18 protein-coding genes and 3 tRNA genes are annotated in these 18,999 nt (G+C 61.7%); 4 read left to right on the top strand and 17 right to left on the bottom strand.

Features of this window, described 5'->3' with window-relative positions:
- The first annotated feature begins 46 nt into the window (after nt 1–46).
- Nucleotides 47–1,216 (top strand): mandelate racemase/muconate lactonizing enzyme family protein, encoded by a 1,170-nt coding sequence (locus RVM27_RS12980; protein ID WP_498956774.1) that lies wholly within the window; start codon nt 47–49, stop codon nt 1,214–1,216.
- On the opposite strand, the gene smc is transcribed toward RVM27_RS12980, so the two are convergent.
- From smc to ccmA, 10 genes are read right to left on the bottom strand one after another with little or no spacing between them, the layout of a single operon-like run.
- A complete protein-coding gene (gene smc, locus RVM27_RS12975) occupies nt 1,213–4,710 on the bottom strand; it encodes a chromosome segregation protein SMC (RefSeq protein ID WP_498956773.1) in 3,498 nt (1,165 codons plus the stop codon). The genes RVM27_RS12980 and smc overlap by 4 nt on opposite strands.
- A gap of 33 nt (nt 4,711–4,743) precedes the next feature.
- Complete coding sequence (gene ccmI / locus RVM27_RS12970) at nt 4,744–5,991, bottom strand: c-type cytochrome biogenesis protein CcmI (RefSeq protein WP_498956772.1); 1,248 nt, start codon at nt 5,989–5,991, stop codon at nt 4,744–4,746.
- Entirely contained in the window at nt 5,988–6,458 is a 471-nt protein-coding gene (locus tag RVM27_RS12965) for a cytochrome c-type biogenesis protein (protein ID WP_081137339.1), read from the bottom strand. Before RVM27_RS12965 ends, ccmI begins: the two co-directional genes overlap by 4 nt.
- The gene (locus tag RVM27_RS12960) at nt 6,449–6,976 is read right to left on the bottom strand and encodes a DsbE family thiol:disulfide interchange protein (RefSeq protein ID WP_189462789.1); all 528 of its coding nucleotides are present in this window, start codon (nt 6,974–6,976) and stop codon (nt 6,449–6,451) included. The genes RVM27_RS12965 and RVM27_RS12960 overlap by 10 nt, the downstream gene beginning before the upstream one ends.
- On the bottom strand, nt 6,973–8,979 hold the full coding sequence (locus RVM27_RS12955) for a heme lyase CcmF/NrfE family subunit (protein WP_498275676.1): 2,007 nt from the start codon (nt 8,977–8,979) through the stop codon (nt 6,973–6,975). Before RVM27_RS12955 ends, RVM27_RS12960 begins: the two co-directional genes overlap by 4 nt.
- Nucleotides 8,980–9,037: 58 nt before the next feature.
- Nucleotides 9,038–9,547 carry a cytochrome c maturation protein CcmE gene (gene ccmE, locus RVM27_RS12950; protein ID WP_287804210.1) on the bottom strand — a complete coding sequence of 170 codons (510 nt, stop codon included), beginning with the start codon at nt 9,545–9,547 and terminating at the stop codon, nt 9,038–9,040.
- Nucleotides 9,537–9,791 (bottom strand): heme exporter protein CcmD, encoded by a 255-nt coding sequence (gene ccmD / locus RVM27_RS12945; protein ID WP_153842159.1) that lies wholly within the window; start codon nt 9,789–9,791, stop codon nt 9,537–9,539. Before ccmD ends, ccmE begins: the two co-directional genes overlap by 11 nt.
- A complete protein-coding gene (locus RVM27_RS12940) occupies nt 9,791–10,531 on the bottom strand; it encodes a heme ABC transporter permease (RefSeq protein WP_498956771.1) in 741 nt (246 codons plus the stop codon). The genes ccmD and RVM27_RS12940 overlap by 1 nt, the downstream gene beginning before the upstream one ends.
- 14 nt (nt 10,532–10,545) lie before the next feature.
- The gene (ccmB, locus tag RVM27_RS12935; RefSeq protein WP_189462842.1) at nt 10,546–11,262 is read right to left on the bottom strand and encodes a heme exporter protein CcmB; all 717 of its coding nucleotides are present in this window, start codon (nt 11,260–11,262) and stop codon (nt 10,546–10,548) included.
- Nucleotides 11,263–11,308: 46 nt separating this feature from the next.
- Complete coding sequence (ccmA, locus tag RVM27_RS12930) at nt 11,309–11,929, bottom strand: cytochrome c biogenesis heme-transporting ATPase CcmA (RefSeq protein WP_498957777.1); 621 nt, start codon at nt 11,927–11,929, stop codon at nt 11,309–11,311.
- Between the two features lie 256 nt (nt 11,930–12,185).
- On the opposite strand from ccmA, the gene RVM27_RS12925 reads away from it, so the two are divergent.
- A complete protein-coding gene (locus RVM27_RS12925) occupies nt 12,186–12,605 on the top strand; it encodes a S24 family peptidase (protein ID WP_230478354.1) in 420 nt (139 codons plus the stop codon).
- A 29-nt stretch (nt 12,606–12,634) separates the two neighbouring features.
- A complete protein-coding gene (locus tag RVM27_RS12920) occupies nt 12,635–13,252 on the top strand; it encodes an IMPACT family protein (protein ID WP_144982184.1) in 618 nt (205 codons plus the stop codon).
- Between the two features lie 89 nt (nt 13,253–13,341).
- Here RVM27_RS12920 and RVM27_RS12915 read toward each other — a convergent pair whose 3' ends face one another.
- The 3 genes from RVM27_RS12915 to RVM27_RS12905 all read right to left on the bottom strand — a co-directional run bounded on the left by RVM27_RS12915 (nt 13,342) and on the right by RVM27_RS12905 (nt 16,851).
- A complete protein-coding gene (locus RVM27_RS12915) occupies nt 13,342–14,664 on the bottom strand; it encodes a sodium ion-translocating decarboxylase subunit beta (RefSeq protein ID WP_193460890.1) in 1,323 nt (440 codons plus the stop codon).
- Between the two features lie 10 nt (nt 14,665–14,674).
- On the bottom strand, nt 14,675–16,501 hold the full coding sequence (gene oadA, locus RVM27_RS12910) for an oxaloacetate decarboxylase subunit alpha (protein WP_498956770.1): 1,827 nt from the start codon (nt 16,499–16,501) through the stop codon (nt 14,675–14,677).
- Nucleotides 16,502–16,593: 92 nt separating this feature from the next.
- A complete protein-coding gene (locus tag RVM27_RS12905; protein WP_498956769.1) occupies nt 16,594–16,851 on the bottom strand; it encodes an OadG family protein in 258 nt (85 codons plus the stop codon).
- Between the two features lie 127 nt (nt 16,852–16,978).
- On the opposite strand from RVM27_RS12905, the gene RVM27_RS12900 reads away from it, so the two are divergent.
- Complete coding sequence (locus tag RVM27_RS12900; protein WP_498956768.1) at nt 16,979–17,950, top strand: tRNA dihydrouridine synthase; 972 nt, start codon at nt 16,979–16,981, stop codon at nt 17,948–17,950.
- A 194-nt stretch (nt 17,951–18,144) separates the two neighbouring features.
- Here the strand turns inward: RVM27_RS12900 and RVM27_RS12895 are convergent.
- The 4 genes from RVM27_RS12895 to csrA form a co-directional block, all read right to left on the bottom strand.
- Nucleotides 18,145–18,221 (bottom strand) — tRNA-Arg (locus RVM27_RS12895).
- Nucleotides 18,222–18,288: 67 nt separating this feature from the next.
- Nucleotides 18,289–18,365: transfer RNA gene (locus RVM27_RS12890), tRNA-Arg, on the bottom strand.
- A gap of 44 nt (nt 18,366–18,409) precedes the next feature.
- Nucleotides 18,410–18,502, bottom strand: a tRNA-Ser gene (locus tag RVM27_RS12885).
- Between the two features lie 126 nt (nt 18,503–18,628).
- Nucleotides 18,629–18,817 (bottom strand): carbon storage regulator CsrA, encoded by a 189-nt coding sequence (csrA, locus tag RVM27_RS12880; protein WP_039180068.1) that lies wholly within the window; start codon nt 18,815–18,817, stop codon nt 18,629–18,631.
- Between the last annotated feature and the right edge of the window lie 182 nt (nt 18,818–18,999).

The raw sequence follows: 18,999 nt of genomic DNA, 5'->3' as shown, positions 1-18,999 counted from the left end.
ACTGTCACCCCCTATGGTGAGGCGACCACTGTTTGAGGAGCCTGCCATGCGTATTGTGGAAATTCGTGAGAAAACCGTCTCTATCGCCTCCCCCATCGCCAATGCATACATCGACTTTTCCAAGATGACCTGTTCGGTGGTGGCGGTCGTCACCGACGTCATCCGTGACGGTAAGCCTGTGATTGGCTACGGATTCAACTCCAACGGACGCTATGGCCAGGGTGCTCTGATGCGCGACCGTTTCCTGGATCGCATCAAGGAGGCCGACCCGGACAGCCTGATCGACCATGCGAACGACAACCTGGACCCGTTCGCGATCTGGAAAACCTTGATGATCAACGAGAAGCCAGGCGGTCACGGCGAGCGTTCCGTGGCGGTAGGCACGATCGACATGGCCATCTGGGATGCCGTCGCGAAAATCGAGGGCAAGCCGCTGTATCGCCTGCTGGCCGACCGGTATCGCGGCGGGCAGGCCGACGACAAGGTGTGGGTCTATGCGGCAGGAGGCTATTACTACCCCGGCAAAGACCATTCCAAGCTGCAGGATGAGATGCGTAGCTACCTGGACCGCGGTTACGAGGTAGTGAAGATGAAAATTGGCGCGGCCTCTCTGGATGAAGACCTGCGCCGTATCGAGGCCGTGCTGGAGGTGGTGGGCGATGGCAGCCGCTTGGCGGTCGATGCCAACGGGCGGTTCGACCAGCAAACGGCCATTGCCTACGCCGAGGCAATGAAGCCTTACCGCCTGTTCTGGTACGAAGAGGCCGGAGACCCGCTGGATTACGCGCTGCAGGCGGAACTGGCCAACCATTACAGCCTGCCCATGGCCACCGGCGAAAACCTGTTCTCCCATCAGGATGCGCGCAACCTGCTCCGTCATGGCGGCATGCGCCCAGACCGAGATTTCGTGCAGTTCGACTGCGCGCTTTCTTATGGCCTGGTGGAGTACATGCGCACGCTGCAAGTCATGGATGAGCTTGGCTGGTCCTCACGCCGCGTGGTGCCTCATGGTGGCCACCAAATGTCGCCGAATATCGCGGCGGGGCTGCACCTGGGAGGCAACGAGTCCTACCCGGATGTTTTCCAGCCCTTCGGTGGCTTTGCCGATGGCATTCGCGTCGAGAATGGCTACGTGGGGTTACCGGACATTCCCGGCGTGGGCTTCGAAGCGAAATCGGCGCTGTACGCGGTGATGCGAGAGCTGGGCGAAGGCTAATCCACCAGCGCGGCGGCTTCGTCGATGCCCACCGACACCAGCCGCGAGACGCCGGGCTCTTGCATGGTCACCCCCATCAGGCGCTCGGCGGCTTCCATGGCAATCTTGTTGTGGGTGATGTAGATGAACTGGACGTTCTCCGACATCTCCTTGACCAGCTTGGCATAGCGCCCCACGTTGGCATCGTCCAGCGGCGCGTCCACCTCGTCGAGCATACAGAACGGCGCGGGGTTGAGCTGGAAGATGGCAAACACCAGCGACAGCGCCGTGAGCGCTTTTTCGCCACCGGACAGCAGGTGAATGGTGCTGTTCTTCTTGCCCGGCGGGCGTGCCATGATCGCCACACCGGTTTCCAGCAGGTCGTCTCCCGTGAGGGTCAGCCAGGCAGCCCCGCCACCGAACACTCGGGGGAACAGGGTTTGCAGCCCGGTATTGACCTGTTCGAAGGTTTCCTTGAAGCGCACCCGGGTTTCCTGGTCGATGCGCTTGATGGCGCGCTCCAGAGTTTCCAGCGCTTCGCTGAGCTCTGCATGCTGAGCTTCCAGGTAGTTACGCCGCTCCGCCTGCTGGTCATACTCTTCGATGGCCGCCAGGTTGATGGCGCCCAGGCGACGAATCTTCTCGGAGGTATTCTCCAGCCGCTCCTGCCAGGTGGGTTCGCTGGCGTCCTGGGGCAACGTTTCGGCCAGTTCATCGGCATTGTGTCCCAGCTCTGCCAGCTGCTCGTCCTGGGTGGCCGCCTTGAGCGCCAGCGCCTGCACATCCATGCGCCGCTGCTGTAGCTGTTCGCGACTCTGCTCCAGATTGCGCTCGTGCTGTTGACGGGCCAGCTCGTCATTGCGCAGCTGCTCGGCCAGGGCCTGGGCCTGCTGGCGCGTCTCGTTCAGGCGGCGCTCCTGCTGCTCGCGCTGATGCAGCAGCTCTTCCAGCTCTTCGCTGGCGAGTTCATCCGGCTCTACCAGCATTTCCCGAGACTCTTCCAGCTCGGCAATGCGCAGGGTCAGCCGCGCCTCGCTATCGCTGGAGCGGGATTGCTGGGCTTGAAGGCTGTCACGCTCCGCCTTCAACCTTTCCCGCTCCAGCGCCAGCGCCTGTTGCCGTGCCTTGAGCGGGGCGTGCTGCTGATTGAGCCGCTCGCGCTGCTCACGCTGTTGATGGCGCTGCTCGGCGCTGGTTTCTCGGGCTTCGGAGGCGGCTTCCAGCTGCTCCATGGCGGTGTGCCAGCGGGCGCGCTGCTCTTCCAAAGTAAGCGTTAACTCCGCCTCATCCTCTTGCAGCTGGGCCAGCTCATCGTCCAGCTCGGCGGCACGGCCTTGCAGATGCTCCAGCCGCTGGGCCAGGCGCTGCTCCTGGATGGCCAGCTGTTGGCGGGCGCTGGCGTGATCACGCTCCTGCTCGGCCTGCTGCTCACGCTGCTCCTCCAGCGCGTCCAGCGCCTCGCTGGCCGCATCGCACTGCGCATCGAGCAGCGCCAGCGCCTCTTCGGCCTGGGCGCGCTGCTCGGCAAGCTCGGTGAAGCGGCGGCGGGTCACCAGCAGAGCATCCACGCCTTCGCCGTTGGCCTGCTGATGCAGCCACCCCCGCCCACGCCAGACACCATCGCGGCTGACCACGCTTTCACCCTTGGCCAGGCTGGGCAGCAGCGCCTCAATGTTATCCGCGCTGTCGACGAAGTGAATGCTCGCCAACCACTCGCTCAAGGCCCCCGCCCCGGTGACCAGTGCGTGCAGCCGCTGGCCAGTATTGGGCAGCCCGGCGGGCAGCGCCTGGTCGATCAGGCACCAGTCGGTGGCCAACGCCTCGGGTAGTGCCTGCAACTGATGGGTAGCCACCAGCCGCGCGTTGAGCCAGGGGGCCAACAGCCAGGAGATCACTTGTTCCCAGCCCGCCGACACGTCGATGGCCTCGCCCAGCCGCGGTGCCTCGGCCAAGCCATGTGCTGCCAGCGCCTCGCTGGATTGAGGGTCGTGGTCCGCCAGGGCAGCATCGATCAATGCTTGCAGCGATGCCAGCTCGCCCTGCTGCTGGCTGAGCGCCTGACGCTGCTGGTCTCGCGCTTCCTGGGCCTGCTGATAAGCCGCCTTGGCATCGCTGAAGCGCTGCTGCCACTGCTCGCGCTGGGTCTGGAACGTGGCGGCGCGCTGGTCGGCCTCGGACAACCGAGCGTGATGCTCGGCGTGCTCCTGGCGCAAGGCGGCCATGTCGGCCAGCTCACCGCGCTGTTGGCGGCGGCGCTGGCCTTCGGCCTGGAGGCGGGCAATTCGCTGCTCCAGATCACGCAGCTGATCCTGGCAGCGGTCGGCATCGCGGCTGGCTTCGCGCCAGCGATTCTCGGCATCGCTCCACTGCTGCTCGGCGGCCTCCAGGGCGGGGCTGGCCGAGGCCAGGGTTTCTTCCAGCCCCGTCAGCTGCTCTTCCAGGGCTTCGTATTCGGGCAGAACGTCTTCCAACCGCTCGTCGATGGCGAACAGTCGCTCGCGGTCGCCTTCGCTGACCAGCCGCTGCTCATCCAGGTCGCGGCGGGCCGTGGCGATGTCGCTGGCCAGCTGCGCTTCACGGCTGCGACGGTGAGCCTGGTCCTGTTCCAGCCGGGCGATGCGCGTGGTGGTCTCGAAAAACTGCTGCTGATGACGATCCAGCACGTCGGCCAGCTCGTCATGCTGTTCGCGGGCCTGCTCCAGCCGGGTCTCGCACTGGCGCACACCGAACACGTCTTTCTCGACGGCAATTTCCAGCTCACGCACCCGGCTTTCCTGATGCGACTGTTCGGCACGCAGGGTACGCCCACGCAGCAGCGCCAGCTCGCCTTTGAGGCGATACTCCAGCTGCTTGAGCTCCTGGTAGCGTTTGGCAGCTTCGGCCTGGCGTTTGAGGCGCTCCAGCTGCTTGTCCAGCTCGTCGCGGATGTCGTCCAGGCGCTCCAGGTTCTCCTGGGTGCGGCGCATGCGGTTTTCGGTTTCCCGGCGGCGCTCCTTGTACTTGGAGATACCGGCGGCCTCTTCGAGGGTGGCACGCAGGTCGTCGGGGCGCGCTTCGATGAGCCGCGAAATCATGCCCTGGCCGATGATGGCATACGAACGCGGGCCAAGGCCGGTACCCATGAACAGGTCGGCGATGTCCCGGCGGCGGCACTTCTGGCCGTTGAAGAAGTAGTTGGACTGCCCGTCTCGGGTGACCAGGCGCTTGACGGCAATTTCAGCGTACTGGGCATAGACACCGCCCATGCCACCGTCGCGGTTGTCGAACTTGAGTTCGATAGAGGCCTGCCCGACGGGCTTGCGCCCCGTCGAGCCGTTGAAGATCACGTCGGCCATGGATTCGCCGCGCAAGGTCTTGGCAGACGACTCGCCCATGACCCAGCGCACGGCGTCGATGATATTGGACTTGCCGCACCCGTTGGGCCCCACGATGGCGGTCATGTTGCCATCGAAGGGTACGGTGACCGGATCGACAAAGGACTTGAACCCGACAAGACGAATGGAGGTTAAGCGCATTGTGATCCTTTCCTGCAGCGAAAGTCGCGGAGGTTACTCAAAAACGCGGTTGATGACCACCTCGGCCGCTTCATCGTCCGTGATCGGGCCTACCGTGACACTCTCCAGGTCACCGAACAGGTCCCCGGGTTGCGGCGTGGCCTGACCCGAAGGCGACACACGCACCATCAGGCGCGCTTCACGCACCTGTGAGATCTGGGCATCCGCCGACATCGCCGCCGCATCGTCCAGCACTACCGTCATCGGCAGCTCTGAAACCTGGGCACGAATCACCGCCAGGGGCGGTAGCTCACCGTCCATGTCACGGGCGGTGATGAACACCGTGGCGTCGTCACTGACGCTGCCTTCCAGCTCGGCGTCCAGCGAAACATTCACCCGAATTCCCTGGCTTTGTGCGGCCGCAGCATCGGCATTTTCCGGTACGACACCCATCCGCTCCTGAGCCACACGGATACCGTCGCGCAGGGAGGCCGCCGTTTCCGGATTTTCGATGTTGGCCACGGCCCGGCGCCAGCGGTCGATGGCCGTTTCGTAATCGCCACTATCGAAGGCGTGAATGCCCAGCAGGCCGAGTACCGTGGGCTGACGCGGGTCTAGCTCCAGCGTCTCGTCTACCAGCGCCTGCACTTTTGGCGTCAACTGACGCTCGGCCATGAAGAACTGCAGCTGTGCCATTTGCGCCAGCAGGGGCGGGATACGCCCTTCGATGGCCAGCAAACGCTCCAGCGCTTCCTCGGCCTTCTCGGGCTGGCCGGTGTCGCGATAAATGGGAAACAGCGCGCTCCACACGTTGGGGTTGTTGGGCTGGCGCTCGGCTTCGGCTTCCATCCGCTCGGTGAACATGCTCAGCGAGCCTTCAGGGTGCTGACGCACTTCCTGCTGGATGGCGTACAGCGTCAGGTCACCTTCGGCACCATACTGCTGGTACCAGAACGTGCTGGCACCGACCACGGTCACCATCACCAGCGGCACCATCAAGCGGCCAGCACTGGCTGATTTCAGCGGCCGACGGGTCTCGACGACGGTGTCTTCCAGCAGGCTACGCTCCAGTTCCAGGCGATCTTCCTGGTAGCGTGCGTCGTCGATGTCTCCCCGATCCCGGGCGGCCTCCAGCGAGGCCAGACGGCGCTGAAAAATCGCCACGTTCTGCTCGGCCGTGGTGTCGTTGGCCTCGAAGGTTTCCAACTGGTCACGCAGCGTGCGAGCGCCGCGCATGGGTGCCACCAGCAGCCACAGCGCAGGTATCAGCAGTAAAGCAATCGCAATCCAGACCGGTGTCATGACGACCTCTCGCGGTTAATCAGGGCATTCAGGCGGGCGCGTTCTTCTGCGCTCAGGGCCTTGGCAGAGGCGTTGCGGCGGGCACGCACCACCATGATGACGACCACCAGGCCAATCAACACCAGAACGATGGGCAACCCCCACAGCAGATAGGTGCGGTTCTCCAGACGCGGGTTGTAGAGAATGTAGTCACCGAAACGCTGCACCATGTGGTTGATGATTTCGATATCGGCGTAGCCTTCGTTCAGCAGCACGTAGACGCGCTCGCGCATGTCCGCCGAAATGGGCGCATCGGAGTCGTCGATGGCCTGGTTTTCACACAGCGGGCAGCGCATGGAGGCGGTCAGGTCGCGGTAGCGCTTCTCCAGTACCGGATCATCGAACTCGCGCACTTCGATTCCGCCTGCCATGACGCTACCGGCGGTGGCCAGCAGCATGGCCGTCACTATCCAACGAATTATCGCCATTTTTCTACCTCCGGCAGGATACGGTCACGGACATCTTCCGGGGAGACATAGCCCTTGTGGTGATAGCGAATCACGCCCTCGGCATCCACCAGAAAGGTTTCCGGCGCGCCGTACACGCCCAGGTCGAAACCGAGGCTGCCATCCGGGTCAAAGATGTTGATCTCGAAGGGGTCGCCGAATTCGGTCAAAAACTCCAGGCCTTTCTCGCGGGTATCCCGATAGTTGATGCCCACCATGCGGATACCCTGATCCGCCAGTGACAGCAGCTGCGGCATCTCCTGTTTGCAGGCCGGGCACCACTCGCCCCAGACGTTGACCAGCGTCACTTCGCCGGTGAGCAGCGACTGGTCTACCTGGCGTTCGGCGTCACGCAAGGTAGTGGCCTGAAACTCGGGAAACTCCCGCGCCATGAGGGCCGAATCCCGCTGGGAAGGGTCCTGCCCCAACCCTTGATAGAGAAACAGCGCGATGCCCACAAAACCGATGGGTAAAAGAAGCAGCAGCAGGCGGCGTGTCATACCGTGGCCTCCTGTGACGGAGATTGATCAATACGTGAGGATGCAGGTTGGCGCGCGGCTGCGCGGCGGTAGCGCTTATCCGCTACGGCCAAGATGCCGCCGAAGGCCATGAGCAGGCCACCCAACCATAGCCAACGTACGAAGGGCTTGTATTGCACGCGCATGGCGTAGCTGCCATCGCCCAGGTCTTCGCCCATGGCCACGTAGAGGTCACGGAAGAAACCGGGGCGCAGCGCTACCTGGGTCATGGGCATGCCGGTGGCCAGGTAGAGGCGTTTTTCCGGTCGCATGACGAAGCTGCGTCCTTCTTCACCGCGCTGAACCTGAATGATCGAGGTATCCGCCAGGAAGTTGGGGCCACGACGATTGGTCAGTTCGGTCATGGTGAACTGGTATCCGGCAACTTCCACCGTCGTACCCGGCGACATACGCACGTTACGCTCGATGTTGTAGTTCGACACCACGGCCACGCCCACGATGGTGACCGCCACGCCCAGGTGGCCCAGCACCATGCCCCAATAGGAGAGCGACAGCTTGCGCAGGCCCGCCACGAACGAACTGGCGTGGCGTGTCTTGTCGAACAGGTCGCGCACCATGGGCAGCACGATCCACAGCGCCGAAATGATGCCCAGCGCTACCCACAGGTTCCATTCACGGCCATACACCAGCGGCATGGCGATGCCCAGCGCCAGCGAAGCAGCGCCCGCCAGCCACAGTTTGCGCCACAGTTCCTTGCCGCTCATGCTCTTCCAGCGGGCCAGCGGGCCAAGGCCCATGAAGATACACATCACCACGGTCAGCGGAACGAACAGGGCATTGAAGTAGGGAGGCCCGACGCTGATCTTGCCCAGCCCCAGCGAATCCAGAATCAGCGGATACACGGTGCCCAGCAGTACCGTCACGGTCATGATGACCAGCAGGACATTGTTGATCAGCAGCAGGGAGTCACGAGAGAGCCAGTTGAAGCCCACCTTGTGGCTGACCCGCGGAGCACGCAGGGCAAATACCAGCAGCGACAGGGTGACCGTGATGGCCAGCAGCATCAGGATGAAGAAGCCACGGGACGGGTCGTTGGCAAACGCGTGGACCGAGGTGAGCACGCCCGAACGCACCAGGAACGTACCCAGCAAGGAGAGCGAGAAAGTCGAGATGGCCAGCAGTACGGTCCAGCTCTTGAACGAGCCGCGCTTCTCGGTCACCGCCAGCGAGTGCACCAGCGCCGTGCCCGTCAGCCAAGGCAGCAGCGAAGCGTTCTCCACCGGGTCCCAGAACCACCAGCCGCCCCAGCCAAGCTCGTAGTAGGCCCACCAGCTACCCAGCGCGATACCCACGGTCAGAAACGCCCAGGCAATGTTGGTCCAGGGGCGCGCCCAGCGGGTCCAGGCAGCATCCAGGCGGCCACCCAGCAGCGCCGCAATGGCAAACGCAAACACCACCGAGAAGCCCACGTAGCCCATGTAGAGCATCGGCGGGTGGACGATCAGCCCGAAGTCCTGCAGCAGCGGATTCAGGTCAGCGCCGTCGGCGGGCATGTTGGGCAGCAGCCGCTCGAAGGGGTTGGAGGTCATCAGGATGAACAGCAGGAAGCCGACACACACCATGCCCATGACGCTCTGCACCCGGGCCACCATGTCTCGAGGCAACTCCTTGGAGAACACCGAGGCCGCATAGCCCCAGCCTGCCAGCATCAGGCTCCAGAGCAGGACCGAACCTTCATGGTTGCCCCAGACGGCGCTGAACTTGTAGTACCAGGGCAGCAGGGAATTGGAGTTGTTGGCCACGTTGGCCACGCTGAAATCATCCAGCATGTAGCTGGTGGTCAAGCACAGGTAGGCAATGGCCACGAACAGGAACTGGCCGGTTGCCATGGGGTAGCCATAGGCCATCCAGAGGGGGCGGCGGGTGGCGGCTCCCAGCAGTGGCATCACGGCCTGCACGATCGCCATCAATAGCGCGATGACCAGCGCAAAGTGGCCAATTTCAGGAATCATTTTAATCAGCATGAGCGCTCCGCATTGGCATTAGGCATTAGGCATTACCGAATGGTGCAGGGGTAAGCCGTTAGTAATCGCTTGCTTGTGGAACGCCCTGCTGCTCCAGGCGCTTACCCACTTCGGCGGCCTTGGCCTGGAAATCAGCGGGCGAGTAGCCAGCCTCTTCCAGTGCCTGGGCGACTTCCGGCGGCATGTAGTTTTCGTCGTGACGCGCCAGCACTTTATCGGCGTAGAGTCGACCATCGGCCTGCAGCTGGCCCACCACCACCACGCCCTGCCCTTCACGGAACAGGTCGGGCAGGATGCCGCTGTAGTAGACCTCGACGTCGTCCACGTAGTCGGTCACCGTGAACGCTACGTCGAGGCTGTCGGGGTCACGCAGTACCGAGCCTTCTCTGACCATGCCACCGGCACGAATCTGGCGGTCCAGAGGGGCATCCCCCTGGGCGATCTGTACCGGGCTGAAGAACAGATTGATGTTGGCGCGCAGCGCATACAGGGTGAGCCCCACCGCAATGGCGGTGAGCGACAATAGCCCTAAGATAACAAACAGCTTCTGTTTACGTTTAGGCATCATAGTGAACGTCCTTCTGAGCAGAGTTAACTGGCTCTTGCAGGGGCTGCGCGTGCGATGGCTGAGCGTTGCGCTGGGCATTTTCACGACGCGCCCGGCGCTTTACCACGTTGAGTAGCTGGCGGCGCTCCTGACGTGCGTGCCATACGATCATTAGCATCAACAGCGCAGTGACTCCCCAGGCAGCCCACACGTAAACCGCGTGACCGCCCATGGCAAAAAATTCGTTTAGCGAGGAAAAGGCCATTAGTTCGTCTCCTCGGCAAGCTCGCGCACCCAGCGCTTGTTGGCTTCCCTGCGCAGAATTTCACTGCGGGTACGCATCAAGGCAAGCGCAATAAAAAAGCTGTAGAAGCCCAGCACCATGATCAGCAGCGGCGCCCACATTTCCATCGGCATGGCCGCGCGCCCGGTGATGGTGAACGTGGCCGGCTGGTGCAGGGTGTACCACCAATCGACGGAGTACTTGATGATCGGGATATTGATGACGCCCACCATGGCCAGCACGGAAGCCGCCCGCGACCCGCTGTCACGACTGGTGAAGGCGCCACGCAGAGCGATGACCCCCAGATAGAGGAACAGCAGGATCAGCATCGAGGTGAGCCGAGCATCCCACATCCACCAGGTGCCCCAGGTGGGCACGCCCCAGACGGCGCCCGAAAACAGCGCGATGAAGGTCATGGCGGCGCCCAGCGGGGCAATCACGGTGGCCAGCATGTCGGCGACCTTGATTTTCCAGACCATGAACACCAGCCCGGAAATGGCCATGGAGACAAAGATGGACTGGGCCAGAAACGCAGCAGGCACATGCACATAGATGATGCGAAAACTGTTGCCCTGCTGGTAGTCGGCGGGTGCGAACACCAGCCCCCATACGGCGCCCACGGCCAGCAACAGCGCGGCTGCCACCCAGAACCAGGGTTGCAGCTTGGCACTGATCGCATAAAACCACTTGGGAGATCGCAGTTTGTTTATAAAGCCCCACATGGTTTTCCCATCCTTTAACCGTTAATGCTGATGCGTAGCGACGCGGCAATCGCCCAGGGTGCCAGCATGAGCGACACCGCCAGCAGCGCTCCCAGTATGGCCAGGTGAGCGGCCATCCCATCGCCCAGAATGGCGGCCTGCACCGCGCCTGCCCCAAAAATCAGAACCGGGATATACAGCGGCAGTACCAGCAGGGACAGCAGTACCCCGCCCTTGGCCAGCCCCACGGTCAGCGCTGCGCCAATGGCCCCTATCAGGCTCAGGCTCGCGGTGCCCAGCGCCAACGACAGCGCCAGCACCCCGTAGCTGCCTGCTGGCAGCGACAGCATGATGCCCAGCACCGGCGCCATCAGCGCCAGCGGCAGCCCGGTCAACAGCCAGTGCACGGCCACCTTGGCAAGCCCCAGCGCCGCCAGCGGCTGGGGGGCCAGCAGCAGCTGCTCCAGGCTGCCGTCTTCGTAATCGCTGCGAAACAGGCTATCCAGCGACAGCAGGGCCGCCAGCAGCGCCGCTACCCACAGCAGTCCTGGCGCGATGCTGGCCAGCAAGACAGGGTCAGGCGAAATGCCAATGGGAAACAGCGTGATGACCAGTGCAAAAAACACCAGCGGATTGAGCACCTCACCCTTGCGCCGCAGCATCAGCGTCAGGTCGCGCTTGAGCGTGGCATGAATGGCCACTCCAAGCCCCCCCTGCGGTGTATGCAGGACCACCTCAGGAGCACTCGACAGGGCGTGTGAAGATAGGGCGTGTGAACGTTGCAACGCTGACTCCTTTTTACCCCAGCTGAATACGTCTCAGCACCGATGATTCGGTCAGTGCATGGTGGGTCGTCACCAGGACACAGCCGCCAGACTGGGCATGTGCGACCAGCTGCGCTTCCAACGCCATGACACCGTGGCGGTCAATCGCCGTGAAAGGCTCATCCAGGACCCATAGCGCGCGCGGCGTCAGCGTCAGCCTGGCCAGGGCAATACGGCGCTGCTGACCAGCGGAAAGCTGCCCTGCCGGGACATCTTCAAAGCCCGCAAGACCAACCTCGGACAGCGCTTGTTCGCGCTGTTTATCGCTGCCTTTTTCGCCATTGAGCGCTTGATACCACGCCAGATTTTCCAACGGCGTGAGACCCGCTTTAACGCCGGGGGCATGCCCTAGATAGAGTAGGTTTGCGAGAAAATGTTCACGGGTCTGGTGCATGGGGGCACCGTTCCAGAATAGCTCGCCACGGTAGTCGGTCAGTTGGCCGGAGAGAATCTTCAACAACGTGGTTTTACCACTGCCGTTGGGGCCTTCGATGCGGACGATCTCGCCGTCCTTGATGTCGAGGTCAAGTCCTTCAAACAGCCAACGATCATCGCGTTCACAGGCCAGTTGTCGGGCTTGCAGGCACAGGCTCAAAAGACTCTCCAGACGCATTAATTTTGGGTCGAACTCTACACGGAAAGGCGCTTTCTCGCCAGTCACCCTCTGCGGCCTGGGGTCGCAGCATGACACAGCTCAAGCTCTCGCCATAAAAGCGACGCGTCAAACAGTACTAGCACTGTATGCAAAAACAGGCTTATACTGTAACCACTGTATGAATAGACACCCATCAAACCCCGTTTGTCCATTCACTCGACCGCCTTGGCACAGGCGCTGCATGGGAGAACACACAATGACGATCTGCCTCGCCCCTCAGGTAACGTCTCACGTACCTTCTCAACCGCTGCCACCGTCCAACGTGCGCCAGCGCCTTGCCCCTCACCCCCGCCAGGCAAACCAGGACGGTCAAGTGACCCGGCACAACACTTATGCCCTGCGCATTCGCGGCGACCGCCTGCAGGCCAGCCAGCTCTTCGACGGTGATCTGGTCATTATCCACCGGCATCAGCACGACACCCAGCAGGAAACGGCGACCCTGACCATCAACGATCGCCAGCTTCCCTTGAGCCATTTATCGATTACCCGCCTGGGGGTGCACTTGTGCCCCGAAGATACAGCAGTGCCCGCGCTATTCCTGCATAATGGCGACATCCAGGTGCTGGGCATGGTCATGGGCGTGGCGCACCACACCCGGCAGACTCGGCACCACTGATTCGCGCTTATGTTGGCCAGGAGTCCTGCTTGCGTTACCACGTTCCCGACATTGCCCCCGAGGCGTGGCACTCCACCGAGACCGAGGTAGAGAAAAGCCAGTTTCTGACCTGGCTATGCCACGCCCCCAGCCCCAGCGCCTTCGACGCCTTGCTGCAGGCCGCCAGACTGGCCCACCCCAATGCCAGCCACCACTGCACCGCCTTTATCGCCGGCCCACCAGGGGAGCAGACCCGCATTGGCTTTTCGGATGACGGCGAACCGGGTGGCACGGCGGGACGGCCCATGTTCCAGGCGCTGCAAGGCAGCCAGTTAGGAGAAGTGGGCTGCGTGGTGATTCGCTACTTTGGCGGCACCAAGCTGGGCACCGGCGGCCTGGCCAGAGCCTACGCCCAGGCCGTCAATGCAGGGCTGGAAACCCTGCCCACTCGGGAAGTGATCGAACGCGACAGCTATCGGTTACGCGTAGGCTTCGCCCATGAAGCGCAGGCCCGAGCCTGGTGTGAAGAGCAGGCACTGCCTGTGGAACAGGCTGAATACGATGGGCATGGCGTGTGCCTGACCATCGGCTGGCCCAGCGATGTAGCGCTGGATATCGGCAGCCTGGAGAATCGCCTGAAAACGACCGTGGCGTTCGAAGCGCTGTAAGTAAGTTCACGGCCTGCCGATGAAAGCTCGGCAAGCCGTGCAAGGGCTCAGACTCGGGCTCAGCCCAGTTTTATCGCCAAGTACCAGTTCTATCCCAGGTACTTGATCATGACCCCGGCAGCCACCGCCGAGCCGATCACCCCGGCCACGTTCGGACCCATGGCATGCATCAGCAGGAAGTTATGCGGGTTTGCCTCCAGCCCCACCTTGTTGGCAACCCGCGCCGCCATCGGCACCGCCGAGACGCCAGCCGCGCCAATCAACGGGTTGATGGGCATCTTGCTGACCATGTTCATGAGCTTCGCCATCAATACACCCGCCGCCGTCCCGATACCAAAGGCAACGATGCCCAGGCCCAGAATCCCTAACGTCTCGAACGTCAGGAAACTGTCGGCCATCAGCTTGGAGCCCACGGACAAGCCCAGAATGATGGTCACGATATTGATCAACGCATTCTGCGCGGTGTCCGACAGCCGCTCCACCACGCCACACTCACGCATCAGGTTGCCAAAGCAGAACATGCCCAGCAGCGGCGCCGCATCCGGCAAGAACAGCGCGACGGCAATCAGCAGCATCAGCGGGAAGATCACCTTCTCAAGCTTGGAGACCGGACGCAGCTGCGTCATGGTGATCTTGCGCTCTTTCTCGGTGGTCAACAGCCGCATGATCGGCGGCTGAATGAGTGGCACCAACGCCATGTAGGCATAGGCCGCGACGGCAATGGCCCCCAGCAACTCTGGCGCCAGGACGCTGGACACATAGATCGACGTAGGCCCGTCCGCCCCACCGATGATGCCGATGGCGGCCGCCTGATTGAGCGAAAAGTCCATGACGCCCAGAGAGGTAAGCAGCACTGCACCAAACAACGTGGCAAAAATCCCGAACTGGGCGGCCGCCCCCAGAAACAGCGTACGCGGGTTGGCCAGCAGAGGACCAAAGTCGGTCATCGCACCTACGCCCATGAAGATCAGCAGTGGTGCAATGCCCGAGGCAATGGCAACACGATAGAAGCTGTAGAGCATGCCATCGCTGTAGCCCGCGCCCAGAGCAATGTCCTTGGCCACACGTAGCTGATCGTAGGCCGCCGTATCGTGAGCGACAGCTTTCAGCACCTCACGCCATCCCTCGACACCCGCCAAAGGGTCCAGGGTAACGCCCAACGCAGCCGCCATCTGTTGCAGCACGGCAGGCTTGGCCACCTCGATGGCCTGATCGAGCGCCGAAATGGCCAGCCCGGCTTCCGGAATATTGGCCAGGATGCCACCGAAACCAATCGGCACCAGCAGCAGCGGCTCGAATTTCTTGTAGATCGCCAGGTACAAAAGCCCCAGCCCTACCAGAATCATGACCGCCTGGCCAAGCTCCAGGTTATAGAGCCCGGAGCCTTCCCATAAGGTGATTAGTTTGTCCATGCGGGTGCCCTTAAAGCTCGATCAGCGCATCGCCAACGGCGACGCTATCGCCCTCGCTGACATTGACCTTGGATACCGTTCCAGCGCTGCTGGCACGCACTTCGGTCTCCATTTTCATGGCTTCGAGGATGATGACCACGTCGCCTTCGGCCACTTGGTCGCCGGGGCGTACGTTGACCTTGAAGATATTGCCTGCCAGCGGCGCATCGATACTTTCGCCGCTACCTCCAGCGCTTTCTGCCGCACCCGCTCCAGCACTAGCGCCTCCACTGGCGGCAGCCTGCTCCTTGATCTCGCCAATATCGCCACCCGGAGATACCTCGACCACATAGGCTTTGCCGTTGAGCTTGACGGTATAGGTTTCCGGACCGCTGTTGACCACAGCAGCAGGTGCAGCCGATTCTGCCTTGGCAGGCACGGCTGCCTTTGTTTCTACTTGTGGCGCGGGCTCGAAGGCTTCCTTGTCGTCACGGTTCTTGAGGAACTTGAGGCCAATTTGCGGGAAGAGTGCGTAGGTCAGCACGTCATCCACCTGCCGCTCGCCTTCTGCCAGGCGCAGCTTGTCGGCACTGGCTTTCTCTTTCAGCTCCGTGGCCAAGCGCTCCATTTCCGGTGACAGGTTGTCCGCAGGACGGCAGGTGATTGGCTCACCGCCTTCCAGCACGCGCTTTTGCAGTTCCGCATTGAAGGGGGCAGGTGCCGAGCCGTATTCGCCTTTCAACAGCGCCTGGACCTCCTTGGAAATCGACTTGTAGCGCTCGCCCATCATGACGTTCATCACTGCCTGGGTGCCGACGATCTGCGAGGTCGGCGTCACCAGCGGGATGAAGCCCAGGTCTTCACGTACGCGCGGAATTTCACCCAGCACGTCGTCCAGCTTGTCGCCAGCGCCCTGCTCTTTCAGCTGGCTCTCCATGTTGGTCAGCATGCCGCCCGGCACTTGCGCCACCAGAATGCGTGAGTCGATACCCCGCAGCGAGCCCTCGAACGCTGCATACTTCTTGCGTACCTCACGGAAGTAACCGGCGATGTCTTCCAGCAGCTCCAGGTCCAGACCCGTGTCACGGTCCGTGTCCTTGAGCATCGCCACCACGGATTCGGTGGGGCTGTGTCCATAGGTCATCGACATCGATGAGATGGCCGTATCCACGTTATCGATGCCAGCCTCCACGGCCTTCAAAATGGTGGACGTCGAGAGCCCTGTGGTCGCGTGGCAGTGCAGGTGGACGGGAATGGAGAGTTCTTTCTTCAGGCGCGTCACCAGGTCGAACGCCGTGTAAGGCGTCAACAGTCCCGCCATATCCTTGATAGCCAGAGAATCTGCGCCCATGTTGGCAATGGTCTTCGCAAGATCTACCCAGCTATCCAGGGTATGTACCGGACTGACGGTATAGGAAATGGTCCCCTGGGCATGACCACCCACGGCACGCACTGCCTTGATGGCACGCTCCAGATTACGCGGGTCATTCATGGCGTCGAACACGCGGAACACATCGACCCCGTTGGTCTTGGCTCGCTCCACGAACTTGTCGACCACGTCGTCGGCATAGTGACGGTAGCCCAGCAGGTTCTGCCCGCGCAGCAACATCGCCTGCGGCGTGTTGGGCATCGCCTCTTTCAGGGCGCGAATGCGCTCCCAGGGGTCTTCACCCAGATAGCGAATGCAGGCATCGAAGGTGGCGCCGCCCCAGGTCTCCAGCGACCAGTACCCGACCTTGTCGAGCTTTTCGGCGATAGGCAGCATGTCATCGAGCCGCAGCCGAGTCGCGAATAGCGACTGGTGGGCATCGCGCAGCACAACATCAGTGATTCCTAACGGGCGTTTTACGTCGTTCATGGTCGTGACTCACCGTTTAGCATTATTGATTTGTAGTAAATTTAACAAAATTTATTTTTGAAACGCCGCCATGGCGCCTTCTGTATCCGTACTCAGCGGCGCTGGGCGGCTCGATAACGATGCACTGCAGCACTGATCACGGCCACGACCTCGTCGTCAGGCCCGGCCTGAGCAGTGGCCGGACGTTTTTTTCGGCCAGAAGCGGGAGCCGCCACTGCCGGTTGAAAACGCCCTACCAGTTTCGACATCAGCGTTACGCTGACCACCAAAACCGTAAGAAAAACAAAAACAAACCCCATGCCGAGCCCCATCAGGGCGAGCCCCTCCTGGAGTAACTCCGACCCTTGCATAGCGTGCTCTCCTTGTTGTTTAAGGTGGTTGGCACACCAAACGCCCTCAGAGGCGCTTGGCGGAGTAAGGGTAATACACTAACCTGCCACATCCAGAATAGAATGCAATCGCGCCATAGTGGAAGTCATGGTTGTTAATTTACTACATAAAGGCAAGATCGGCCTTGCGCCAATGGAAGGGGTCATCGACGCGCTCACCCGCGACCTGCTCACCCGCCAGCCTGGTTTCGACTGGACGGTGACAGAGTTCGTACGGGTGGTGGATACCCGCCTTCCCCCCAGGGTGTTTTACAAGCACTGCCCTGAGCTCCAACAGCGCCCTGTGGCTACTCCCAGTGGCATCCCGGTGCACCTGCAGCTACTCGGCTCCGACCCCAGCGCGCTGGCCGAGAATGCCCGTCAGGCGCTAGCACTGGGCGCCATCAGCGTCGACCTCAACTTTGGCTGCCCGGCCAAGCTGGTCAACCGTCACGATGGCGGCGCCTCCCTGCTGCGCCAGCCCGAGCGGGTCTACCAGGCTGTCAGGGCGGTTGCTGATGCCTTGGCCGGTGAGATTCCGGTCACCGCCAAGATACGTCTGGGCTTCGCCAATCGACGCATGGCGGTAACCTGCGCCCAGGCGACCCAGGCAGGCGGCGCCGCGCGGCTGGTGGTACATGGCCGAACCCGCGATGAGGGCTACCGCCCGCCCGCGCACTGGGAGTGGATCGGCAGGGTTCGTCATCACGTGGACATCCCCGTGGTGGCCAATGGCGATATATGGACGCTGGAGGACTACTGGAAGGCGCGCACGCTGTCGGGCTGCCGTGACGTCATGCTGGGCCGCAGCGCCCTGGCAGACCCCTGGCTGGCACCCCGCATTCGCCACTGGCAGGAAACCGGCGAGCGGCTGCCAGAAACCACCTGGGCAATGCGCGCCAGCGTGCTACAAGAGTACGCCGAGCATCAGCGTCAGCAGCTACCGGATCGCGTCGTGGTTTCTCTGGTGAAACAGTGGCTGGCACAAATGCGCCAAGGCAATGCCGAAGCCGAGCAGCACTTTCAGCGCCTGAAGCGGGTCACGGACCTGGACATACTGCTCGACAGCCTGGTGCCGTAACGCTTCGCCCTCTGGCACAGAACCCAACGCTTACGAACCAGAAGCTATCGAACCATAAACTACCGAGCAAAAAAAAGCGCCCTTCCGCAAGATGCGGGGGCGCTTTACACGATCGCAAGATCAACGCGCGAGCCACGTCGATCAGGCTAGAAGCAGAAAACCCGCCCTCTGATAAGAGAGCGGGTTTTGGAATCTGGCGCGCCCGGGAGGATTCGAACCTCCGACCACCTGATTCGTAGTCAGGTACTCTATCCAGCTGAGCTACGGGCGCTTGACAGTCATGCTTTTCTCGAAAAGCAATGAAACCACTGTAACATCAAAACCTTACGTTTGCAACTTGGCGCGCCCGGGAGGATTCGAACCTCCGACCACCTGATTCGTAGTCAGGTACTCTATCCAGCTGAGCTACGGGCGCGTATCGAACGATGCTACGTATCAAACAATGCTACATGGTGCGGCTGGCGGAGAGGGAGGGATTCGAACCCTCGATAGGGCTATAAACCCTATACTCCCTTAGCAGGGGAGCGCCTTCAGCCACTCGGCCACCTCTCCTCAACAGCACGGCGCGAATGTTACCGATTATGAGGGCTGGTGTCCACCCCTGTGCCGATTTTTTTTTCACGCCGCCCTGATAGTTACCGCTACAGCGCCCTTTTTGAGCGCAACACTGGCGGCCATTTATTCCGCTTCGCTTTCGCTATTGCGTTCACGCTGAATGCGCTGATAGATCTCTTCACGGTGTACCGCGACATCTTTTGGTGCGTTGACACCAATGCGCACTTGATTACCTTTCACACCTAACACTGTGACGGTGATTTCATCACCGATCATCAGCGTTTCGCCAACGCGGCGGGTTAGGATGAGCATGGCTGATCTCCTTCTCAGACGTTTTTATACAACGGGATGTGTCCGCCGGTAGCGTCACCACGCCATTATGCGGCATGGTGACCCCTGCTACCAATGGCTTTAACCCTATGACACCTTAACCTCCCGTTGAATGGAAGCCCACCACCACTCGGTAGCGAGTACCTTCAGCGTAGAAGGTTTGA

This window comes from Halomonas sp. KM007 (assembly GCF_050709225.1).
In the GTDB taxonomy this organism is placed as follows: Bacteria; Pseudomonadota; Gammaproteobacteria; order Pseudomonadales; family Halomonadaceae; genus Vreelandella; species Vreelandella hamiltonii.
The sequence above is the reverse complement of the archived record's forward strand: the minus strand, read 5'-3'. Positions and strand labels throughout refer to the sequence as shown.